Raw genomic sequence first — 19,706 nt, 5'->3', positions numbered from 1 at the left:
TGTCCCCGTCGCCCTTGACGACTCTTCCGCACCTTTGGCGGGTGTTGGTCAAGGGCGAATCCGGCCCTCCGCATGCCCCACGATGCTCAATGGGATGATCTGTGTGGAGTTTTCATAGAACTTTTGACGCTACCTATTTTAATCGTTCCGCCAACCCGCACCAAAGCCGGTCGACGCGATGGCATACGGCGGCAAGCCGTTGATAGCACAGGCCGACGGCGTCGCGCCAGCGCCGTTCTTGCCGGTCAGTCGGAACGACGCCTTGCGTTACGTCTGTCCCGATCCAGACGACCGTGCGGCCGGCCGCTCCTTCCTCCCACTGCTTCCAAGCGCAGAAAAACCGCTCCCATTCCTCTGGGTCCGGAAGGCGGCGGATGGCGGCTTCGAGCCCATCCAAGACAACTGTTTTCGCCGTCTTGGCGCCATCCGGCCACCCGTATGGCTCCTGATAGCCGTCATGCCATACGATATGAACACCGTCGCTTATTCCGTACCGTTCCCGCACCCATTTTCGCTTTCCTTGGAACGCACCGCCGACAACGAAATGCACCGTTCTCCCCCTTTCCAACGCTCGATCGTTGATTCGAGCGTATACCCGCCGGAAAACGGCACCTTCCATTCCCAAAACGGGCGAACGTCCGGCGCATATTGTTCAAGCACGAAACGGATCGGACCGCTGTGGGTGACGATCGCCACATGGCGGGCGCCCATCCGCTCAGCCAACGCAACCGTCTCAGCGAGCGCCCGTTTGATGCGCGCTTGAAACGAAACATAGCTTTCTCCGGCGGGCGGCGCCGTCGAAAATGGCGACTCGAGCCATCGGTTGTACGCGAGATCCGTTTCGAGTTCGGCGAACGTTTTCCCTTCCCAGACGCCAAAAAAAAGCTCGCGCCATCCGCTCGTACACCAGTCCGGCTCGCGGCTGCCAAACAGCAGCGACGCCGTCTCCCAGCAACGGCGAAGATCGCTTGTCACGATGCAGTCGACCGGATATGGCCACTCGACCCGCAAACGGCGCAGCCTGCTATGTTCCGCGGCCGAAAGCGGCGCGTCCGTCCAGCCGATATATGCATTGCGCCGATTCAGTTCCGTCATCCCATGACGGATAAGCGTAACAGCCAAAGGACGCCCCATAGCACGGTCTCTCCCCCTTCGATGAGCGCGCCGAGCACATCGCCGCTCACGCCGCCAAACTGCTTTTCCGCCCACGGCTTTGCCGCGAGGGAACAAAGCGCCATCGCCGCAGCCAACACCACAACCGCCGCCGGCGGAACGCCCGCCGCCGGAAGAAGCAAAAGCACAAGGCATGCCAATCCCAGCGCCCATGCTGCATCGCGCCATGAACTATATTCGCGAAGCGAGGCCGCCATTCCTGTCGATTTGGCCAGCTTGCCGGCGGAAAGAAGCCAGACAGCCCCGGCTCTCGACAGCAGTGGAATGGCAATAAACAGGGCAGGGGAAATGCCCGCTTTGATCGCTTCATGCAAAAACAGCCAGCGGAACGATAACAAACAAATGAGCGACAACACAGCGAACGCGCCGACGCGCGAATCGGCCATGATCTCTTGCCGCCGCTTGGCGTCCCGGTACGAAAAAAAGGCATCGCTCACGTCCATAAAACCGTCGGCGTGCAGCCCGCCGGCAAGCCAAATGCCAAGCCAAAGAAGAAAGAGAGCCAAAAAAGAAGGCGGACCGAACGAAAGCGCCGCACAGGCGCCGTACACCAAGGCAGCCAGCGTCCCGAGCAGCGCTCCAGCCAGCGGCATTGTGCGCACAAGCCAGCGGACATGCGGGGCATTCCATTCAATCGAACGCTGAATGGGAATGATCGTAAACAGCTGCAGCGCCAGCAGCCAGCCATTCCATGCCCGCTTCATTGCGGCCACCGTCCTTTCTTCACGCGAAGAAGACCGCATTCCACCACGGCGGCGGCTTCTGCTTCCGCGACCAACTGTTGATGAAGCCAACCGAGCATTTTCATGTAGCGAAATGTGCCGAGGTCATTCGGCACGCCGCCAGAAAACAACTCATTGGACACAATGACAACAGCGCGGCATGCCGCCGCCCACGCCCGCACTTGGTCGAGCAGGCAACGGGCAGCGGCGAACGCTCCTTCCTCTGTTTTCCATTCATCTCCGGCAAATAACACATTCGCCCACCACATAGTCAAGCAGTCGAGAAGGACAACATCAGGCGGACGAAGTGCAGCCAACAACTGATCAGGCCCTTCCGGCGCTTCCCACACCACCCAAGGCGCCGTCATCCCCATGCGCCGCTCTTGATGGCGGCGAATGCGCTCTTCCATTTCCGCATCGGCAGCCCAGGCGGTGGCAACATAATGAAGCGTCTCGCCAGCGGCCAGCCGGATGGCGCACACCTCTGCCGCTTCACTTTTGCCGCTGCGCACCGCGCCGCTCACAAACACGATCATCCATCCCACCTCTCAAGCGCCTCAAGCAGCCGGTCATTCTCCACCTGCGTTTTGACGGCGAGCCGGATGTAGCGGCCGTCAAGCCCCGGGAAATTCATCGTATGGCGCGGCACAACCCCTTCCTTCAACAAATGAAAAAACAGCTCCTCTGTCCGTCCTGAACACGGACGCAACAAATAAAAATTCACGACCGATGGCGAGACGTCATACCGCCCGGCAGGCAGCGACCGAAACACCCGCTCCCGCTCGGCGGCGATCCGTTCTTTCGTCCACTTGACAAACGATTCCATCGCCATGAAACGAAGCGCCAATTGTTGGGCGATGCCGTTTGTGCTCCATGGCGGCTGATGCGTTTTCAGCGAAGCGATCACCGCCTCGTCAGCAGCGACATAACCAAGGCGCGCGCCGGCCAGGTGATGGATTTTCGTCAACGATCGAAGCACAATGAGGCGCGGATAGCATCCCAACCAGCGCATCGCCGTAAACCCGCCGCGCCAAAACGGATAAAATGCTTCATCGATGATTACATAGGTGCCAGCCGTGTGCGCCGCGTCCACCAGTGATCTCAATTCACCTTCCTCCATCACCGTCCCCGTCGGATTGTTCGGATGGCATAAAAAGATAATGTCTTGCTTGCCTGCCCAGGCAGTCGCTTCATCCAAGTCATAAGAAAAGCCCCGCGCTTCATCGGCCGCGAATCCCTCCACATCGCATCCATAAGCGAGACAGGCGCGCCGATACTCGGAAAACGTCGGCTCCAAGATGCCGACGCGCCGACCGGCAAATAGCGCGGCCAACAAATAAATCGCCTCCGCCGCCCCGTTCGTCATCAGCACTTGTCCGGGTCGAATCTGCTCCTGCTTGGCAACGAGCTCCCTGAGCGCCTTCGCTTCCGAATCCGGATACTCCCCGGCCCAGCGAATCCACTCCTCACCGCTCGGCCAAGCTGACGACGGCAGCCGGTACGGATTCGTATTGACGCTGAAATCAATGTATTCGTCTGGAGGGGCCAATCCGCATTGCTCATACAACGCGCGCGGATTCGCCCCATGCGCCGGCCAACGCAACGATTATCCCCCCAATCCATAGCAATAATGTAAACACTAGCACCGTTCCAATCATGATGCGGACTGCTTGGCGAATGTGGGCGGCGCGAAGCGGGGCGGCCGGGTCACCGAGCGTCGGCCTCCTCGAGACCACGCCGCCGTATGTATTCGTTCCGCCGAGCTGCACCCCAAGCAGCCCGGCCATCGCCGCCTCAAGCCAGCCGCTGTTCGGGCTTGGGTGGCGGCGGGCATCGCGAAATAAGATCGACAGCGCCAAACGAAAGCAGCGGCCGCCAAAGACCAACACCATCACAAGCGCCGTCAGCCGCGCTGGAATGTAGTTGAACGCATCGTCCAGCCGCGCGGCCGCCCAGCCAAATTCGCGATACTTCTCATTTTTGTATCCAATCATGGAATCACACGTGTTCACCGCCCGGTACAATAACGCGAGCGGCGCACCGCCCAAGGCCGCATAAAAGAGCGGAGCGGTGATGCCGTCGCTCGTGTTTTCCGCCACCGTCTCCACGCAGGCGCGGGTGATGCCGGCTTCATCGAGCCGCTCGGTGTCGCGGCCGACGATCATGGACAGCGCGCGGCGCGCCGCAGGAAGATCGCCTGCTTCCAGCGGCCGGCGCACGTCCTCAGCCGCCTCAGCGAGGCTTTTCGTCGCAATGGCGGTGAAAATGAGGGCCGCCTCGATCGCCACCCCTACGTATACGGACAGCGCGTAGCCCACATAAACGATGAACGCCGATATCCCGTAAACAGCGGCCAACACGACCGCCACGGCCGCCGCCCCTTTCGTCCGCCGCTTTGTTCCTTGATTCCAGCGGCGATCAAGCCACGCAATCATCATTCCCATCCCGCGCACCGGATGCGGCAGCCAGCGCGGATCGCCCACGAGGGCATCGAGAAACAGCGCCAACGTCAATGCGGCCAAATGGGTCATCGCCGTTTCCTCCGCTTCTCCCAGCGGCCAAGCGCCTCAACTGTTGCCTCATACACAAGCCGGCCGAGCGCCCGGCCAAGCTCCGTCGCCGTTCCGGCATAGGCAAAGACCTGCCCGGTTTGCGTCGCCGCCACAGCGAGCGAATCGGTCGACGTACCGGTGGCAAGCGTCCCGGTTTCCGGGTCGCAAACCGAACAGTCGGCGAGCGCTTTTGCCTTCGCTTCTGTCGCTGTCATCACCGCCTGGACAAACGCTGCTTCCGTCAGCACTCCGTCAATGACCACCACCATGTTGATCGTCCCCGGTCTTGCCGCTAGCGGCTGATGCTGCCACGCCCGAGAGGCATCGACGGCATTGCCGACGCCAGCGGTCGCCATGACCGCAACCGAAAACGCTTCCCCTTCTTTCTGAAGCCAAACAGCATCTCGGACATCAACCGCTGTCATCATGCCGACCGTTCGTTCCGGCGGAAACCCGTGCTGCTCCAAATAGCGGCGCATGTCTCCTTCCGCATCACTGCAATCGTAATCCAACCCGACTTGGCGGTTGACAAAATGGGTCGCCCATTGAAATCCGGCGCCGATCAATGCCGAGGACAGGACGCGAAGCGGCGCGGCCGCAGTAAGCACAGCGGCGTCATCAAGAAAGGAAAGCCGCAGCCCGCCGACCGGCGATTCCCCTTGCTTCTTGTTCGGCATGAACGAAAACATCGGCGTTGCCGACGCCGGATGGGCCAGACGCACAATCGGCGCGGCAAACACTTCCTCAAGCAACGCCGGCGTCATGACATCCGCAGGGGCGCCGAGCGCGGCTATTTTCCCTTTGTTCAGCACGAGCACCCGATCGCAATACAAGCTCGCCGCATTCATATCGTGGAAAACGGCGACGACCGTCAAGCCGCGGGCGTGCGCCGCTTCGGCGAGCCGGTCCAAAAGCCGGACTTGGCCGCTCACATCCATATGGTTCGTCGGCTCATCGAGCAAGAGCAGCTTGGGCTCTTGGGCGAGTGCGCGGGCCAAATAGGCGCGCTGCCGCTCGCCGCCGCTCAATCGTTCGAGCGGTTCATCGATTTTCCCCGTCAGGCCGACGGCCGCAAGCGCGTCTCGGAGGGCGGCTTCATCGTCCTCCGTCCACGTCGGAAAGAAGCCGCGCTGATGAGGATAGCGGCCGAGCGCCACCGTTTCCCTCACCGTATAGCCGGGCGCCGCCTCCGCTGTCTGCGGCAAGACGGCGGCCATCCGCGCCCATTGCTTCGCAGACAGCGCCGAGAGCGTTCGGCCATCGATGACGATCTCCCCGCTTGCCAGCGGCAGCTCTTTGCTGATGAGTTTGATCAAAGTCGTTTTCCCGCTTCCATTCGGCCCTAAGATGCCGAATATTTCGCCTTTTTCCACGGCAAACGTCACACCATCAAGCACTTGTTGCTGCCCGTATCGATGCGATACGGCCCGCACCTCGAGCATCGTCATCCCATCTTTCGTTTCGTTTTTCGGAAAAACAAGACGGCAAATAGCGGAGCGCCGATCAGCGACGTAATGACGCCGATCGGCAGTTCGCGCGGTTCAATGATCGTCCGCGCCGCCACATCGGCAAGCACAAGAAACGCACCGCCGTACAAGAGCGACAGCGGCAACAGCACCCGGTAGTTCGGCCCGCACACAAGCCGAACCATATGCGGAACGACAAGCCCGACAAAGCCGATCGTCCCTGACACCGACACCGCCGCGCCGGTGAGCAGCGCCGCTGCCGTCAAAATGATGACTTTTCGGTGCGTAACATCAACGCCGACATGAAGCGCCGCCTCCTCGCCAAAGGCAAACGCGTTCAACTCGCGGCTGTTGGCGATGAGCACTGCGGCCCCAACGAGAAAAAACGGCAGCAACAGCCCGCTGTATTTCCAGCCGCGCATCGCCACGCTCCCCATCAGCCATGAGATGATTTGCCGCAATTCTTCCCCGGTCAACGCGATCATGAGCGAAATGAACGCGCTGAAAAACGCGCCGAAGATAATGCCGGCTAAAATGATCGTCTCAACCGACATGCGCCGCTCCACAGCGCGAGTGAACGCCAAAACGGCGGCAAGCGTCGCCATGCCAAACAAGATGCTCACGACCGGCAGCGTGAACGTGCCAAAGAACGGCCATTGCCAGCCGAGAAAGATGACGAGCACCGCCCCGACCGACGCGCCGGACGAGACACCGAGCGTGTACGGATCGGCGAGCGCATTTTTTAACAGCCCTTGAAACGCGGCCCCGGCCAGCGCCAATGACGCCCCGACCAAAAACGCAAGCACGACGCGCGGCAAGCGGATCGCCATCACGATCGGCACCCAATCAGCCGGAATGTGGCGAGGCAGCGCCGCTCCGAACCATTCAGCCGCCAAAATGCGGACAATAGAAGAAAAGGGAATCGACAGCGATCCTGTCGATACCCCTACGAGAAGCGATAACACGGCCGCGGTGACGGCCAATATATACATCCACATTTTACTTGAACACATCCGGGTAAATGGCTTTGGCAAGTTCCTCGACCCCTTCGACAAGGCGCGGACCCGGTCGGCTTACTAAGTCGGTGTTGACGTCATACACCCGCTTGTTTTTCACCGCCGGCACGTCTTTCCAAGCGGCGCGCGCCAACACTTGCTTCGCTCCGCCGTATGTCGTGATGATGACATCCGGCTTATAGGCCACGGCTTTTTCTTCCGTCACCATCGGCCAGCCTTCCAAGCTGCCGGCGACGTTTTTCGCCGAAATCACTTGAAGCATCTCATCCATAAACGTCCCTTTGCCGGCCGTATAAATTTGCGGCGGCGGCGACACTTCAATCCAGACATTGGCCTGTTTGTCCGCCGGGATTTGTTTCGCTTTTTCTTTGATTTTCGCAAGCTTCTCTTTCATCTCATCAATCACTTGCTTCGCTTTGTCCGACGTCCCGGTCGCTTTGCCGATCAAGTCGATGGACGCATATACATCGTCGAACGACTTCGCGTCATTGACGACAAGCACGGTAATGCCGGCGTCTTTCAATTGCTTGAGGCCATCGCGCGAGTTATGGGCGCTTGACGCGTGGGCCAAGACGAGATCCGGTTTGAGCGAAATGATTTTCTCGACGTTGAATTCCATGCCGCCGATTTTCGTTTTCGTTTTGACGTCTTCCGGATAATTGTCAAAATCGCTGACGCCGACGATCTTATCGCCCAACCCCAACGCATAGGCGATTTCCGTATTGCTCGGGATGAGCGAGACGATTTTTTTCGGTTCCGCTTTGATCGTGACATCCTCGCCAAGCCCGTCTTTCACCGTCACCGGAAACGCCGCTTGTTCCGTTTTCGGTTCTTCTTTTTTCGCAGGCTGGGCGTTGCTATTGGCTCCACTGCTGCAGCCGACCAGCACGGCGGCCAAAAGGAAGAACACCGCCACCACCGCCGGCCATGTCCAACGTTTCATCCGTCATTCCCCCTTCGATGATGTATGTACAACAAAAAAGCCCATTCCGTCCGAACGGGGAATGAGCACGAAACAGACCGCCAATGGGCACAACAATGCCCTGTACGACTGTTTCCACGTCTCACCCCCCGAAGATTCGGAAACTGCGGCAAGCAAGGCAGGTCTACTGGCTCATGCTTCATCCTACTCTGAAGCCTTCCCGTACGGAAAACAGCGCAAGCCATCTGTCCGTACAGTGGCGATTTCATTTCGTCCGCATTGACAGTTGCGGGGACAGCTCCGGATTCCCACCGGATTCCCTATTAAGCCTTTTCGGCGCCTTGCTGCGAGTTGATGAATTTGTCGGATATGGACATTTTTATATTAAAGCAAGGCCTGGCATTTGACAACTGTGAATTTTACAGTGGGCTGGCGGCAGGCGGTCATCGATCACTTTTGCGGTCAGGCAGCTCGGCTCCAGTGTCCGTGTTTTGTACGGAACGCCGCATGCGCCGTTGCATCGAGCTCCGTGATGTCAAATGCCGCCATGTTGCCTATTCATCGATTCCCACAAACCTCATCTTTTGAGTTTCTTCCGGCTGCGGAGAAACGTTCCTTTTCCATATGTCGCTAAAAAAATTAGGAAAGACGCCTCACCTCTGGCACGGCGTCTTTCCCCGATACAACCTTCATCTCGTCACTGTTGAATATATTTGTCAAACACAAAGCCGAAATCCTTCACCGTATAGTTCTTTTTCGCTTCCGTCAGCCAGCGAAAAGCGTATTCATTCACGGCTTGAAAATCCGCCGACACATTGGCGCCGTCACCGCGCATGTTGGCCAACACCTTGGCCGCCAGTTCCAAACTCCGCTCCGCATAGTGGAACTTCGTTTCGTTTTCATGGCAAATCTCCGCGATCGCCAACAGCGATTTATACAAATCTTTCAGTTCCTCAATATGCTTTTTATGCACATCAATGGAGTAGGAATGCGGTCCAATTTTAAATTTAATTTCCGCATCCAAATCGACCGTCCCGGCCGTTTCGAGCGATACGTCGGAAATCGGATGCTTGTAGTAATCGTAGCGGCGCAGCGTCCGTTTTTTGCTCGCGGCGCTCGTGCCGTCCAAATGAATGAGCGCGCGGTTGGTGAAGCAATACTCATCCGATTTTGATTTGATAAGAAAATAGATTTTCTCCCCATCCTCGTGCATCACATAATCATCGGCATCGACTTTGTCATAGTCTTTCGGCTGAATGACCGCACCGATGTCGCTTAACCCAAGCACATCGGCGGCGACTTTTCCAAACATGCTCATGTTCCTCCGGCTCCTTCCACGTTTTATCGGCGCCCGCCTATTGGCGGATGAACGGCGTTTTGCCTTAACAAGGCGCCGTAATCTCATACCTTTCATCTATGTAATACGTCGAGATCGGAAAAACGTTTCATCGCCTCTAAAAATCAAAGACCCAACGCCTTTTATGACGGCGTCAGGCCTTACAAGCGACTACAGTTCCCCGCTTAGACGAGAGTCTTTGTTCGTGAGCCGCAAAAAGATCAGGTAAACGAGTCCAATCGCGATCCAAATCAATCCGAGCTTTTTGCTGAGCGGGTCAAGATTGACCCACACATAACCGATGATGGTGAACTACCCCCACTTAATTTTCTAGCGAAAATTTGAAGTGGAGGCTTCCAAAGAAGTTTGACTGCTTCAAGCAATCCTTATTCTTTGAGGCGTGTCCACTTCGCCGCTAGAGCATAAGACACTCAGGTCTACAGCTTTACTTTTCTTTAAGATGTTTAATGCGCCATTGACATCAGCATTCATTAGTTTGCCAGACTTTGTTCGATACAAGCCGCGCTTAATACGTTTGCCGCTGAACTTATATTCTTTTGGATTGTCGGCATTATATTCAGGAATCTCATCGCCGTCAAAAAAGCTGGCTTGAGACGTATATGATTCTTCCTGTTTCAAGAATTCAATGCCGTAAAATTCACAAAGATATTCTAGTTTTTCTTTTATGTTACCGAGAGGAATATTGACAAAGTTTTGATTTGTCTTTTTTCCTAGATTCATATTGCGTTGCCATGTTTCCGCATAGCCAATGACAAGTTTGCCAATTTGATTTTCAATACAGTAGTTAATGATGTAACGGCAAGTCTTGTTGATATAATCATTCACTTTATTATTGCGATTCATAGCAAGCAAAGCCTGTTTACGAGTGGTGCCTTTGATTTTTTGCTTATCTTTTATGCTTTGAAGTCTGGCATTTTCTTTGTTAAACCATTGATTTATACTTTTTAATCTCCGCCCATCAATGATGAATGATCTGCCGTCTATATTTTACTGAATCTATCCTATTTTCAGCAAAATATAGTTAAGGCGATTCATCTCCCACTTACTCCGCTTCGCTTCGTTGAAGTGGGAGTCTTCTCGCCTAATTAAGATAAATCAGACTGACCGAGCCGAAGCAACAATCCTGCCGCCGGCAAAACGGCAATCGGCAGCATTAACGCTTTTCCCAAACGCTGTAAAAAACCTAACATCATGATCCTCCCCTTTTCATCTCAATCATAAATTTGTACCGGTCGCCGCGGTACACCGATTTGACGACTTCAAGCGGCCGGCCGTCGACAAGGTGCGTGCGCCGCTCAAGCAGCAGCACCGGCGCTCCTTCTTTCATCTTCAGATGCTCCGCCTCCACCTGGCGGGCGACCGAGGCTTCCAATGTTTGAACTGCAGAGCCGATGACCAGACCTTTTTCTTTTTCGATAAATTCATATACAGAACCGCTTACAACATCACGCGTCAGTCCGGGGACGAGATTGACCGGAATGTACAGCGTCTCCAACGCCATCGGCAAGCCGTCGGCCAACCGAAGGCGGCGGACTTCGTAAAGGTCATCGCCTTCCGTGACGCCAAGTCCTTCAGCGAGCTTCTCGGAAGCCGGAACCGTCTCAAAGCTGAGGACGATCGTGCCCGGCTCCATGCCACGCGCCCGCATATCTTCGGAAAAGCTCGTCAGCCCTTTCAGCGGCTGCTCGATTTTTTGGGCGGCGACAAATGTTCCTTTCCCGCGCCGGCGGATGAGATAGCCATCGTTCACTAAATTGTTGACCGCCTGCCGAACGGTCATCCGGCTGATGTCATACATTTCCGCCAACTCGCGCTCAGACGGGATCATTTCGCCCGGCTGCCACTCCCCTTTTTCGATCTTTTCTTTCATATATTGCTCGAGCTGATAGTAAATCGGAATCGGCGACTGTTTATCGATCACGGCGCATCCACCCGCCGCTTTTCCTTTGGGATGAGCGAGAGCGCCTCGCAGTCGGCGATGATCGTCACGTCCGGATGAAGGTGAAGCGCGGAAGCCGGCAAGTCCGGTGTGACAACGCCTTCGAGAAGCCGGGCCATGGCGTCCGCTTTTTCCTCCCCTGACGCCAACAGCACGATGCGGCGGCTGCGCAAAATGGTCGCAATTCCCATCGTAATGGCATAGCGCGGCACGTCATCAAGCGATGGAAAAAAGCGGGCGTTCGCTTCCCGTGTCAGCTCGGTCAGCTCGACGACGTGGGTGGCTGTCGAAAACGGCGTTCCTGGCTCGTTAAAGCCGATATGGCCGTTGCGGCCGATGCCCAAGAGCTGCAAATCGATGCCGCCCAATTCATCGATGAGCCGCTCGTAACGGCGGCATTCTTCGTCAAGATCAGCGGCCAAGCCATCCGGCACATGCGTCTCGTGAAGCGGGATGTCCAATTGGGCAAACAAATGCTGATTCATATAATAGCGATAGCTGTTCGGATGATCCGGGCCAAGGCCTACGTATTCATCCAAATTGACCGTGCGCACGAGCCGATACGATGTCCCATGCTGCCGATGATCGGCGGCCAATTCGCGGTACACGCCGAGCATCGTCGAGCCGGTCGCCAAGCCGAGAACGGCGTTCGGCTTTTCTTTGACTTGTTTGATGATGATGTCCGCCGCTTGGCGGCTCATCTCTGCGTAGTCAGCAGCTTTCAAAAGCTTCAAAGCCATCGCTCTTCACCCCTTTCATCCTGCTTGCGATAGGCAAGGGCGCCACGGCAAAACGTCATCATGACTTCATATCGTTCATTCAACACGACGACATCGGCGTCTTTGCCGGGCCGCAAGCTGCCTTTCCGATCAAGCACGCCAAGCTGTTTCGCCGGATTCCAGCTCGCCATGCGGATCACCTCTTCCAACGTGCAACCCGTATAGTCGAACACACGGCGGATGGCCTCGCCAAGCTTGAGCACGCTTCCCGCCAGCGTTCCGTCGGCAAGCCGCGCCTCCCCGCCGCAGACTTCCACCTCTTGGCCGCCGAGATCATACTCCCCATCGCCGAGACATTTCGCCCGCATGGCGTCGGTGATTAAGATAAGCCCCTCGCTTCCTTTATTCCGGTAAGCGAAGCGAACCATCGGCGGCGCGACGTGCAGCCCATCGGCGATCAGCTCGCACATGACTTCTTCAAACATAAGCACAGCACCGGCGACACCCGGTTCACGGTGATGGATGCCGCGCATCCCATTGAACAGGTGGGTCGCATGCGTCACCCCTGCATGGACCGCCGCTTTTACTTCGTCGTAAACGGCATCGGAATGGCCGATCGAAGCGATCACACCCGTCTGTTTCAAGTAGGAGGCAAGTTCCAGCCCCCCGTTCCGCTCCGGGGCGAGCGTGACAAGGCGGATGTGGCCGCCTGCCGCCTTTTGCCAGTGTTGGAACAGTGAGATGTCCGGATCGGCGAGATGGCGCGGGTGCTGCGCCCCGGCGCGCTTCGGCGACAAAAACGGTCCTTCCAGATGAACACCGAGCACCTCCGCCGCCCCTGGGCGATTCTCCTCGGCCATATAACGGGCGACATTTCGAAGCGCCGCTTCGATTTGTTCGCTTGGCGCCGTCATCGTCGTCGCCAGGAAACTGGTCGTCCCTTCCGCCGGCAAGGCGTTGGCCATCTTGTCAAGCGCCTCCGGGGTCGCATCCATAACATCCGCTCCAGCCGCCCCGTGGATATGAACGTCAATGAAACCAGGCACGACAGCAAACCGTGGAGAAAGCTCGATCACTTCCGCCCCCGCTTCTGCCGGGCACGACGACATCGGGCCAATGGACGCCACTTTTTCCCCTTCGATCAGCACATACCCTTGTTGAATGTTGTCTGCTTCTGCATACACCGCAGCATTTTTCAATATCCATCGTTTCATCGCGATTTCCCACCTTCTGTTTTTATAATGATATTATATATTCTAGTTGTCTATACCACTATAAAAAAACTTCAACGTGAAAGAAGCAGGGAAGCTGTGGCTTCCCCGTTCTTCCAAACGGCGCTACGCTCCTTTCGGCCCGCGGGCCGGCAAATAAAACGAAAACGTCGTTCCTTCGTTCAGTTTGCTGTGGACGGTGATGAGCCCTTTATGCGCTTCGACGATGTTTTTGGCGATGGCAAGGCCCAATCCCGTTCCGGAACGGCCGCGCGTGCGCGCTTTATCCGCTTTGTAAAACCGCTCGAACACAAACGGCAAGTCTTCTTCCGGGATGCCGGAGCCCGAATCTTGGACATGGATCGTCACGCCGTCGCCGCTTCGTTCAGCGATCAAGCGGACCGCGCCGCCTGATTCTGTATGACGGATGGCGTTATCGATCAAGTTGGTCAGCACTTGCTCAATCCGATCGGGATCAAACGCGATGTCCATGTCGCCATCGCGGAATTCGGCCTCCAGCTCGATCCCTTTTTCTCTCGCCAGCCCGTGAAACTTGCGGATCACCCGCTCAATATACGGAGCGAGCTTCACCTGTTCATAGTGCAGCTCGATATGCCCGGCTTCCATGCGCGCCAAATCAAGCAAATCATTCACTAGGCGGCCCATGCGCAGCGACTCGTCATAAATGACTTTCGCCATCTCTTTTTTCTCGTCTTCGCTTGCCGCGATATCGTCGATGATCGCCTCGCTGTAGCCTTGAAGCATGGCAATCGGCGTGCGCAATTCGTGCGAAACGTTGGCGATAAAGTCTTTACGCAGCTTGTCAAGCCGCCGCTCTTCGGTCATGTCGCGCAAAACAGCCACCGCGCCGCGCACCATCGTTTTGCCGTACAGCGGCGTCATTAAAATGACCCACGTCCGCCCCTGCAGCGTCACTTCGGTCGATTGCTCCTTCTCCTCGCGAACAACGCGGGCGAACAGCTCTTTCACTTGCGGCGGCAACGGCGCCATCGCTTCCGCGTCGTTTCCTTGCTCAAAATACCACGCCTGCAAAAACCGCTCAGCCGGCGGGTTCGTAATCAAAATTTCCCCGTCGCGGTTAAACGTCAAGACGCCATCGGCCATGCTGCTTAAAATGCTGGCGAGCTGTTCTTTTTCCTGGTTTAAGGCGTTGATGTTAAACTGCAGACGCCGTCCCATTTGGTTGAACGCCATCGCCAGCCCACCGATCTCATCGTTCGTTAAAATCGGCACTTTCATATCGAAATGGCCCCGCGCCATTTCGAACGCGGCTTGCCGCATTTTCCGGAGCGGAGCGGTGATACGCGTCGACAAGAAAAAGGCAAAAAACGTCGTCATGACAATGGCGATAAACGCGGCAAGAAAAATGAGCTCTTTCGTATGCTCCGTTGCATCGGCGATCGCCTCAAGCGACTGGTAAATGAAAACAGCGCCGCGGCTGCCGCCCGGCATCGATAGCGGCACGCCGACGATAATCATGTCGTAAGGCAGCTCTTCATTGTGCTGCCACTCCGGCGCATACAGACGTTTTTTCACCGTCGTCCGATCGGTGAAGACGCGGCGCAAATCGGCATCTTGGCGGATGAACGACAGCGGCACGTCATGCAAGTCAGCGCCATCGGGTGAATACCAATAGTGCGACTCATCAACGACGATGACGGCTTTCGTTCGATTGTCCACAAGCGTCCAAGCGATCGAGCGGGCAAGCTGCTCATCGCGGTAATCGTGCATCACCTCGGCCACTTTTGCCGCCAGGCGGGTCAAGTCGTTTTCCGCTTCCTGCACATAATAATCTTCCAAAAATTTAATAAGCAAAATGCTTAAAATAAACAGCACGCACGAAACGAGCAACAAAATCGTAAACCATAGCTTGCCGACGACGCTGCGAAACAGCCACATCAGTCGTTCACTGCCTCAAACTTGTAGCCGACGCCCCAGACGGTGACGATCATTTTTCCCGCCTGCGGCGACGCTTTATTCAACTTTTCGCGCAACCGTTTAATGTGGGTGTCGACCGTGCGCAAGTCGCCGAAAAATTCGTAATGCCATACTTCCTTCAACAGCTGTTCGCGGTCGAACACTTTGTCGGGCGAGCGGGCCAAAAAGAGAAGCAGCTCATATTCTTTCGGCGTTAAGCTGACTTTCTTGCCGTCGACCGTCACCCGGTGGGCGTCGTTGTCAATCGTCAAATGCGGAAACACAAGCACGTCTTTCGCCGTCGTCTCCACCGGCGCGTAAGCGGCATTCGCCGCGCGGCGCAACAGCGCTTTTACGCGCAGCACGACTTCGCGCGGGCTGAACGGCTTGACAATATAGTCGTCCGTGCCGACTTCAAATCCTTGAACGCGGTTCGACTCCTCGCCTTTGGCCGTCAGCATAATGATCGGCGTCGTTTTTTGCTCGCGAATTTCTTTGCAGACGTCAATGCCGTCTTTGCCCGGCAGCATCAAATCCAGCAATATAACATCGTAGTCGTTGGTCAACGCCTTCACCAACGCTTCATTGCCGTCGCCGGCCTCATCGATCACATAGTTTTCCCGCTCCAAATACATTCTCAACAGCCGGCGGATGCGCTCCTCATCATCCACCACCAAAATACGAACCGGCTTTTCTTGCTTTTCCATGCCAAAGCACCCTCCTTCATCAGCTATATAGATGCAACAAAGAAGTTTAACATATCCTTGACAGAAAAGAGGTTTGCCCATTTTCGACTGTCGAAGGCAAGCGTGTGGCTTGCCTCCGTCACGCCTTAGCGTGACGGAAGACCGAACAACGACTCGCTTCACAGACCCATTCATGGGTCTTTAAGCGGCGTTGTTCGGTCACTCGACAGTTGGATGCAATGACCGGTCAAAACGAAAAATGTTAAAGCATTAAATTGCATCTATATAAGTTGAAACTTTGTTTTACATCCAGTAGAGCGCCCACCGCATTCTATCAAAATGACTTGTTATGAAGGAAAACAGAATCGCACAATCGGAAAATCTTTATTGCAACTTATATATCCTGAAAATACCCGAACTCCAAAATGTGTAAAGTTGTAAAATTCAACATAGAGGTCTTTTCATCCTTCCGATGGTGACGAAATTTTTTTGTCATGGGAGTCTATATAGAAACAGTCCCCCATTTTCTAGTTTACTGAAAAAACGGATGCCCGCCAATAGGACATCCGTTTGCCTTGTGCTTACATTCCAGCGTACGAGTGCAGTCCCGCGATGACGAGGTTGACCGCTACTAAGTTGAACATGATGATGGCAAAGCCGATGACAGCAAGCCATGCCGACTTTTCCCCATGCCAGCCTTTTGACAGCCGGAGGTGCAAAAAAGCGGCGTAAAACAGCCACGTAATGAGCGCCCACACTTCCTTCGGGTCCCAGCCCCAAAAGCGGGTCCAGGCGATTTGCGCCCAAATCATCGCGAAAATGAGCGCCCCGAGCGTAAACACCGGAAAGCCGATCGCCACCGCCCGGTAGCCGATTTCATCGGTCAAATCCAAGTTGACGTTTTTCACAAGCGGCTTGAGCGCGGCGGCGATGCGCTTGCGCAACACAAGACGAAAAGCGGCATACAGCACCGCACCGGCCATGAGCGACCAAATGACCGTGTTCAGTTTTTTCGCGTTGATGATCGCCGGCATTTCAACAAGCGGCTCCATGCGGCCGGCGCTTTCTTTCACCAGCTCTCCTTTATGCGGCCCGACAAGCGCCGGCATATGGTACTCGACTTCGGCCGCCTGGCCGTTTTTATCAACCCACGTGAACTTCGCTTCGTACCCGGAAAGCCTAAACGCTGTTGAGACGATGACAAAGCCGAGCGTCGCCACAAGGCAAAACATGACGACTTCCAGCCAAAACGTGCGCTTGGACGGCTTCGACTGATCGACGACGCGAATCAAATAAATCAAACCCGCGACAAAACTGATCGCCAAAATCGCTTCCCCGGCGGCCGCCGTCGTCACATGGATGTGCAGCCAATCGCTTTGCAAGGCGGGAATGAGCGGCGAAATTTCCCGCGGAAACATGCTCGCATAGGCGATGATCAGCAACGCGACCGGAAGCGCAAACAGGCCGAGCACGCTCAACCGGTAAATGAAATAAACAATGATAAAAGCAGCGACAAGCATCATGCCGAAAAACGTTGTAAACTCGAACAAATTGCTCACCGGAGCATGCCCGGCAGCGATCCAACGCGTGATGAAATACCCGACCTGGGTGAGAAAACCGATGATCGTCACGGCAATGCCAAGCTGCGACCAACGATCCTTTCCTTGCCGCTCCTTCCGTTTGTCGCGAATGGCGCCGCCAAAAAAAAACGTGCCGATCAAATATAACACAAACGAAATATAGAGCAATGTGCTGCTAAGCTGTGTCATGTCCATGAGCTTGCCCCCCTTGTCCGGCCTGTTTCCCTTCTTCGAGCTGATCGGCCGGCATATTCACACCAGTGCCGTCAAGCAAACGGCGCAGCTCGTTTTTCAAGCCGAACCAATTTTTATTTGTGTGCGCGGCGATCCATAGCTCGCCGTTGACCCGTTGCACCCAAATGCGGCGGTGGTTCCAATACATCCCTTGGATGAGCCCGATCATGAAAATCGCGCCGCCTACCCCTAAAATCCAAAGCGTGAAATCGCGGCGGACGGTCAAGCCGGAGACATTGCGCGTCTCAAGCCCCGCGAACGCCATTTTGTACTTGTTGTTGCCAAACGGTTCGATCGTTTGTTGGATGGCGACGAAGCTGACTTCCCCTTTCGGACGGTCCGGCGCGTACATTTTGAACACGAACGCCGGATTGTTCGGCACGCGCGACTTCGTTGACGGATTGCCGTCTTCATCAAACTCAAAATCAGGAAAATAGCTTAATAGCTCAACGCGATACCCATGTCCGAGATTGTACAACTCTTTCGGATCATACAAATCGACCGTCACCGTGCCGAACGTTTTCCCCGACTGCTTGTCCGCCAACTGAAATGACATCGCTTTCGGCTCATTCAAGCGGAAATCGACTTGATAGAGCGCATAATGGTCGAACTCCAGCGGCTCGTTGACGCGAATCGGATACTCCTTCACTTTTTCAAGCTTCGGCTTGGCGCCGGGGATCACAGGACCGACGCGCTTATACAACACAACGTTTGTTTGATAGTTTTTGGCGATCATCCCGTTGCCGACGCGGTCGATGGCAGCGTTGAACACTTCGTTGTCTTTGCCTTTCTCATATGTTTCAAAAATAAATTTTTCACTCTTTAAAAAGTAGCGGCCGTTTGTCCCCGGAATTTCTTTCGTCTCCCCTTCCGGAATCCACATCACCCGATCGATGTACATGCCGGGAACGGAACGAAGCATTGCCCCGATCAAGAAAATGATGAGGCCGATATGATTGACGTACGGCCCCCAACGGGAAAAACGCCCTTTTTCAGCGAGCAAATGCCCGTCTTCCTCACAGACATGGTAGCGCCGCGCAGCCAGCCGTTCTTTCAACACGGCCATCGTTTTGTCGAGATCGCTCACATGCGAGACGCCAAACAACCGCTGCCGCTCCAAGAAATGCGGATGGCGCTTCACCCCTTGCCGCTTCAAGGCGCGATATAGCGGCACGACCCGGTCCAAGCTGCAAATGACAAGCGAAACGCCGATTAAAGCGATGAGCAGGACGTACCACCATGAGCCGTACAAGTTGTTAAAGCCGAGCTCATAATACAGCTTCCCTGCCCAACCGTACTGCTGCTTATAATACTCCGCCGGATCGACGTTCGGCGGAATATACATTTGCTGAGGGAAAATCGTGCCGATCGCCGAAGCAATGAGCGTAATGACGATGAGTGCCACTCCGACTTTGACCGACGAGAAAAACGCCCAAATTTGATCGATGAATGTTCGCTTGTACGTTTGCGACCGGCGCGCGCTTCCTTCGTAGCGCATGTCCAAAAGCGTTTTCCCCGCCCACTCCTCGAGCGGTTTGCCGCATGATTCGCAAAACGCCGTGCCATGCGGGTTGACGTGCCCGCATTCACATTTGACTTGTTTCATGATGCAAAACTCCTTACGGTTTAATGCTTTCCAAATGGCGCTGAATGTCTGCTTTTGTCATCGTGCCGGTGATGATTTTCTTCACTTCGCCGTTTTTGTCAATCAAAAACGTGGTTGGCAGCGGGCCGACATTATAGGCGTTCAACACTTGATCTTGACGGTCGATCACAATCGGAAAGGTCAGACCAAACCGCTCCGCAAATTTCTCGACGCTCAGCTTCGGTTCGCCGACATTGACCGCCAAAATTTCGACACCTTGCTTTTGATAGAGCGGGTACAGTTCGTTCATATACGGCATTTCCCGCTCACACGGTTTGCACCACGTCCCCCAAAAATTCAAAAAGACACCTTTGCCGCGATAGTCTGAGAGGCGGTGCTCCCGGCCTTTCAAGTCGGTCAGCACAAAGTCAGGCGCCGTCGTTCCAACGGCGACTGCCTGTTTCTCAGTAAAAAAGTTGGCGTAAATCGTATAGCCGATCGCCGCGAGCAACACGAGCAAAATCGCTGTCCTCATCACTAAGCGCTGTTGCTTTTTCATCGTTCAAACCCCTTTACGCTTCTCCTCCCCCACAGCCAACGCTAGAG

18 protein-coding genes, 2 pseudogenes and 1 riboswitch are annotated in these 19,706 nt (G+C 55.5%); all 20 genes and pseudogenes read right to left on the bottom strand.

Going from position 1 to position 19,706, the window contains the following annotated elements; genetic code table 11:
• Positions 1 to 133: 133 nt before the first annotated feature.
• The 20 genes and pseudogenes from NSS88_RS14685 to resA all read right to left on the bottom strand — a co-directional run bounded on the left by NSS88_RS14685 (position 134) and on the right by resA (position 19,659).
• Positions 134 to 550, bottom strand: a complete 417-nt coding sequence (locus NSS88_RS14685; protein WP_033013967.1) for a bifunctional adenosylcobinamide kinase/adenosylcobinamide-phosphate guanylyltransferase — start codon at positions 548 to 550, stop codon at positions 134 to 136.
• Complete coding sequence (locus NSS88_RS14680; protein WP_049626503.1) at positions 484 to 1,134, bottom strand: histidine phosphatase family protein; 651 nt, start codon at positions 1,132 to 1,134, stop codon at positions 484 to 486. The genes NSS88_RS14685 and NSS88_RS14680 overlap by 67 nt, the downstream gene beginning before the upstream one ends.
• The gene (locus NSS88_RS14675) at positions 1,092 to 1,877 is read right to left on the bottom strand and encodes an adenosylcobinamide-GDP ribazoletransferase (protein WP_049626502.1); all 786 of its coding nucleotides are present in this window, start codon (positions 1,875 to 1,877) and stop codon (positions 1,092 to 1,094) included. Before NSS88_RS14675 ends, NSS88_RS14680 begins: the two co-directional genes overlap by 43 nt.
• Positions 1,874 to 2,431, bottom strand: coding sequence for a bifunctional adenosylcobinamide kinase/adenosylcobinamide-phosphate guanylyltransferase (locus NSS88_RS14670; protein ID WP_049626501.1), 558 nt, complete (start codon positions 2,429 to 2,431; stop codon positions 1,874 to 1,876). The genes NSS88_RS14675 and NSS88_RS14670 overlap by 4 nt, the downstream gene beginning before the upstream one ends.
• Entirely contained in the window at positions 2,428 to 3,498 is a 1,071-nt protein-coding gene (gene cobD / locus NSS88_RS14665) for a threonine-phosphate decarboxylase CobD (protein ID WP_049626500.1), read from the bottom strand. Before cobD ends, NSS88_RS14670 begins: the two co-directional genes overlap by 4 nt.
• Positions 3,455 to 4,426 (bottom strand): adenosylcobinamide-phosphate synthase CbiB, encoded by a 972-nt coding sequence (gene cbiB, locus NSS88_RS14660; RefSeq protein ID WP_055358768.1) that lies wholly within the window; start codon positions 4,424 to 4,426, stop codon positions 3,455 to 3,457. The genes cobD and cbiB overlap by 44 nt, the downstream gene beginning before the upstream one ends.
• Entirely contained in the window at positions 4,423 to 5,895 is a 1,473-nt protein-coding gene (locus NSS88_RS14655; protein WP_055358767.1) for an adenosylcobinamide amidohydrolase, read from the bottom strand. The genes cbiB and NSS88_RS14655 overlap by 4 nt, the downstream gene beginning before the upstream one ends.
• Positions 5,892 to 6,926: a FecCD family ABC transporter permease gene (locus NSS88_RS14650; protein ID WP_200910069.1), complete on the bottom strand. Its 1,035-nt coding sequence runs from the start codon at positions 6,924 to 6,926 to the stop codon at positions 5,892 to 5,894. The genes NSS88_RS14655 and NSS88_RS14650 overlap by 4 nt, the downstream gene beginning before the upstream one ends.
• A complete protein-coding gene (locus NSS88_RS14645) occupies positions 6,913 to 7,872 on the bottom strand; it encodes an ABC transporter substrate-binding protein (RefSeq protein ID WP_049626497.1) in 960 nt (319 codons plus the stop codon). Before NSS88_RS14645 ends, NSS88_RS14650 begins: the two co-directional genes overlap by 14 nt.
• A 139-nt stretch (positions 7,873 to 8,011) precedes the next feature.
• Positions 8,012 to 8,210: riboswitch (cobalamin riboswitch) on the bottom strand.
• Positions 8,211 to 8,548: 338 nt separating this feature from the next.
• Positions 8,549 to 9,163, bottom strand: a complete 615-nt coding sequence (locus tag NSS88_RS14640; protein ID WP_055358769.1) for a PH domain-containing protein — start codon at positions 9,161 to 9,163, stop codon at positions 8,549 to 8,551.
• 399 nt (positions 9,164 to 9,562) lie between these two features.
• Positions 9,563 to 10,189 (bottom strand): annotated as a pseudogene (locus NSS88_RS14635) (RNA-guided endonuclease TnpB family protein); the annotation flags it as partial.
• A 110-nt stretch (positions 10,190 to 10,299) separates the two neighbouring features.
• A pseudogene (locus NSS88_RS14630) lies at positions 10,300 to 10,398 on the bottom strand (PTS transporter subunit EIIC); the annotation flags it as partial.
• Positions 10,398 to 11,129, bottom strand: coding sequence for a GntR family transcriptional regulator (locus tag NSS88_RS14625; protein WP_055359127.1), 732 nt, complete (start codon positions 11,127 to 11,129; stop codon positions 10,398 to 10,400). The pseudogene NSS88_RS14630 and the gene NSS88_RS14625, both read right to left, overlap by 1 nt.
• Positions 11,126 to 11,887 carry a glucosamine-6-phosphate deaminase gene (gene nagB / locus NSS88_RS14620; RefSeq protein ID WP_055359126.1) on the bottom strand — a complete coding sequence of 254 codons (762 nt, stop codon included), beginning with the start codon at positions 11,885 to 11,887 and terminating at the stop codon, positions 11,126 to 11,128. Before nagB ends, NSS88_RS14625 begins: the two co-directional genes overlap by 4 nt.
• Positions 11,878 to 13,080: an N-acetylglucosamine-6-phosphate deacetylase gene (gene nagA / locus NSS88_RS14615; RefSeq protein ID WP_055359125.1), complete on the bottom strand. Its 1,203-nt coding sequence runs from the start codon at positions 13,078 to 13,080 to the stop codon at positions 11,878 to 11,880. The genes nagB and nagA overlap by 10 nt, the downstream gene beginning before the upstream one ends.
• Before the next feature lie 123 nt (positions 13,081 to 13,203).
• Positions 13,204 to 14,997, bottom strand: coding sequence for an ATP-binding protein (locus NSS88_RS14610; protein WP_055359124.1), 1,794 nt, complete (start codon positions 14,995 to 14,997; stop codon positions 13,204 to 13,206).
• Complete coding sequence (locus NSS88_RS14605) at positions 14,997 to 15,722, bottom strand: response regulator transcription factor (RefSeq protein WP_055359123.1); 726 nt, start codon at positions 15,720 to 15,722, stop codon at positions 14,997 to 14,999. The genes NSS88_RS14610 and NSS88_RS14605 overlap by 1 nt, the downstream gene beginning before the upstream one ends.
• A gap of 560 nt (positions 15,723 to 16,282) precedes the next feature.
• A complete protein-coding gene (gene ccsB / locus NSS88_RS14600; protein WP_055359133.1) occupies positions 16,283 to 17,470 on the bottom strand; it encodes a c-type cytochrome biogenesis protein CcsB in 1,188 nt (395 codons plus the stop codon).
• Positions 17,457 to 19,121: a cytochrome c biogenesis protein ResB gene (locus NSS88_RS14595; protein WP_055359122.1), complete on the bottom strand. Its 1,665-nt coding sequence runs from the start codon at positions 19,119 to 19,121 to the stop codon at positions 17,457 to 17,459. Before NSS88_RS14595 ends, ccsB begins: the two co-directional genes overlap by 14 nt.
• A gap of 13 nt (positions 19,122 to 19,134) precedes the next feature.
• Positions 19,135 to 19,659 carry a thiol-disulfide oxidoreductase ResA gene (resA, locus tag NSS88_RS14590; RefSeq protein ID WP_055359121.1) on the bottom strand — a complete coding sequence of 175 codons (525 nt, stop codon included), beginning with the start codon at positions 19,657 to 19,659 and terminating at the stop codon, positions 19,135 to 19,137.
• Between the last annotated feature and the right edge of the window lie 47 nt (positions 19,660 to 19,706).

Source organism: Geobacillus sp. FSL W8-1251 (assembly GCF_038005945.1).
GTDB lineage: Bacteria > Bacillota > Bacilli > Bacillales > Anoxybacillaceae > Geobacillus > Geobacillus stearothermophilus.
This window is presented reverse-complemented; position numbering and strand designations above follow the sequence as displayed.

What these genes read in the sequence shown, in the direction of transcription:
- nagB (WP_055359126.1), bottom strand. Translation starts at nt 11,887, where the DNA reads ATGGCTTTGAAGCTTTTGAAAGCTGCTGACTACGCAGAGATGAGCCGC.
- resA (WP_055359121.1), bottom strand. Translation starts at nt 19,659, where the DNA reads ATGAAAAAGCAACAGCGCTTAGTGATGAGGACAGCGATTTTGCTCGTG.
- ccsB (WP_055359133.1), bottom strand. Translation starts at nt 17,470, where the DNA reads ATGACACAGCTTAGCAGCACATTGCTCTATATTTCGTTTGTGTTATAT.
- NSS88_RS14640 (WP_055358769.1), bottom strand. Translation starts at nt 9,163, where the DNA reads ATGTTTGGAAAAGTCGCCGCCGATGTGCTTGGGTTAAGCGACATCGGT.
- nagA (WP_055359125.1), bottom strand. Translation starts at nt 13,080, where the DNA reads ATGAAACGATGGATATTGAAAAATGCTGCGGTGTATGCAGAAGCAGAC.
- NSS88_RS14605 (WP_055359123.1), bottom strand. Translation starts at nt 15,722, where the DNA reads ATGGAAAAGCAAGAAAAGCCGGTTCGTATTTTGGTGGTGGATGATGAG.
- NSS88_RS14675 (WP_049626502.1), bottom strand. Translation starts at nt 1,877, where the DNA reads ATGAAGCGGGCATGGAATGGCTGGCTGCTGGCGCTGCAGCTGTTTACG.
- NSS88_RS14680 (WP_049626503.1), bottom strand. Translation starts at nt 1,134, where the DNA reads ATGGGGCGTCCTTTGGCTGTTACGCTTATCCGTCATGGGATGACGGAA.
- cbiB (WP_055358768.1), bottom strand. Translation starts at nt 4,426, where the DNA reads ATGACCCATTTGGCCGCATTGACGTTGGCGCTGTTTCTCGATGCCCTC.
- NSS88_RS14645 (WP_049626497.1), bottom strand. Translation starts at nt 7,872, where the DNA reads ATGAAACGTTGGACATGGCCGGCGGTGGTGGCGGTGTTCTTCCTTTTG.
- NSS88_RS14610 (WP_055359124.1), bottom strand. Translation starts at nt 14,997, where the DNA reads ATGTGGCTGTTTCGCAGCGTCGTCGGCAAGCTATGGTTTACGATTTTG.
- NSS88_RS14595 (WP_055359122.1), bottom strand. Translation starts at nt 19,121, where the DNA reads ATGAAACAAGTCAAATGTGAATGCGGGCACGTCAACCCGCATGGCACG.
- NSS88_RS14650 (WP_200910069.1), bottom strand. Translation starts at nt 6,926, where the DNA reads ATGTGTTCAAGTAAAATGTGGATGTATATATTGGCCGTCACCGCGGCC.
- NSS88_RS14655 (WP_055358767.1), bottom strand. Translation starts at nt 5,895, where the DNA reads ATGACGATGCTCGAGGTGCGGGCCGTATCGCATCGATACGGGCAGCAA.
- NSS88_RS14670 (WP_049626501.1), bottom strand. Translation starts at nt 2,431, where the DNA reads ATGATCGTGTTTGTGAGCGGCGCGGTGCGCAGCGGCAAAAGTGAAGCG.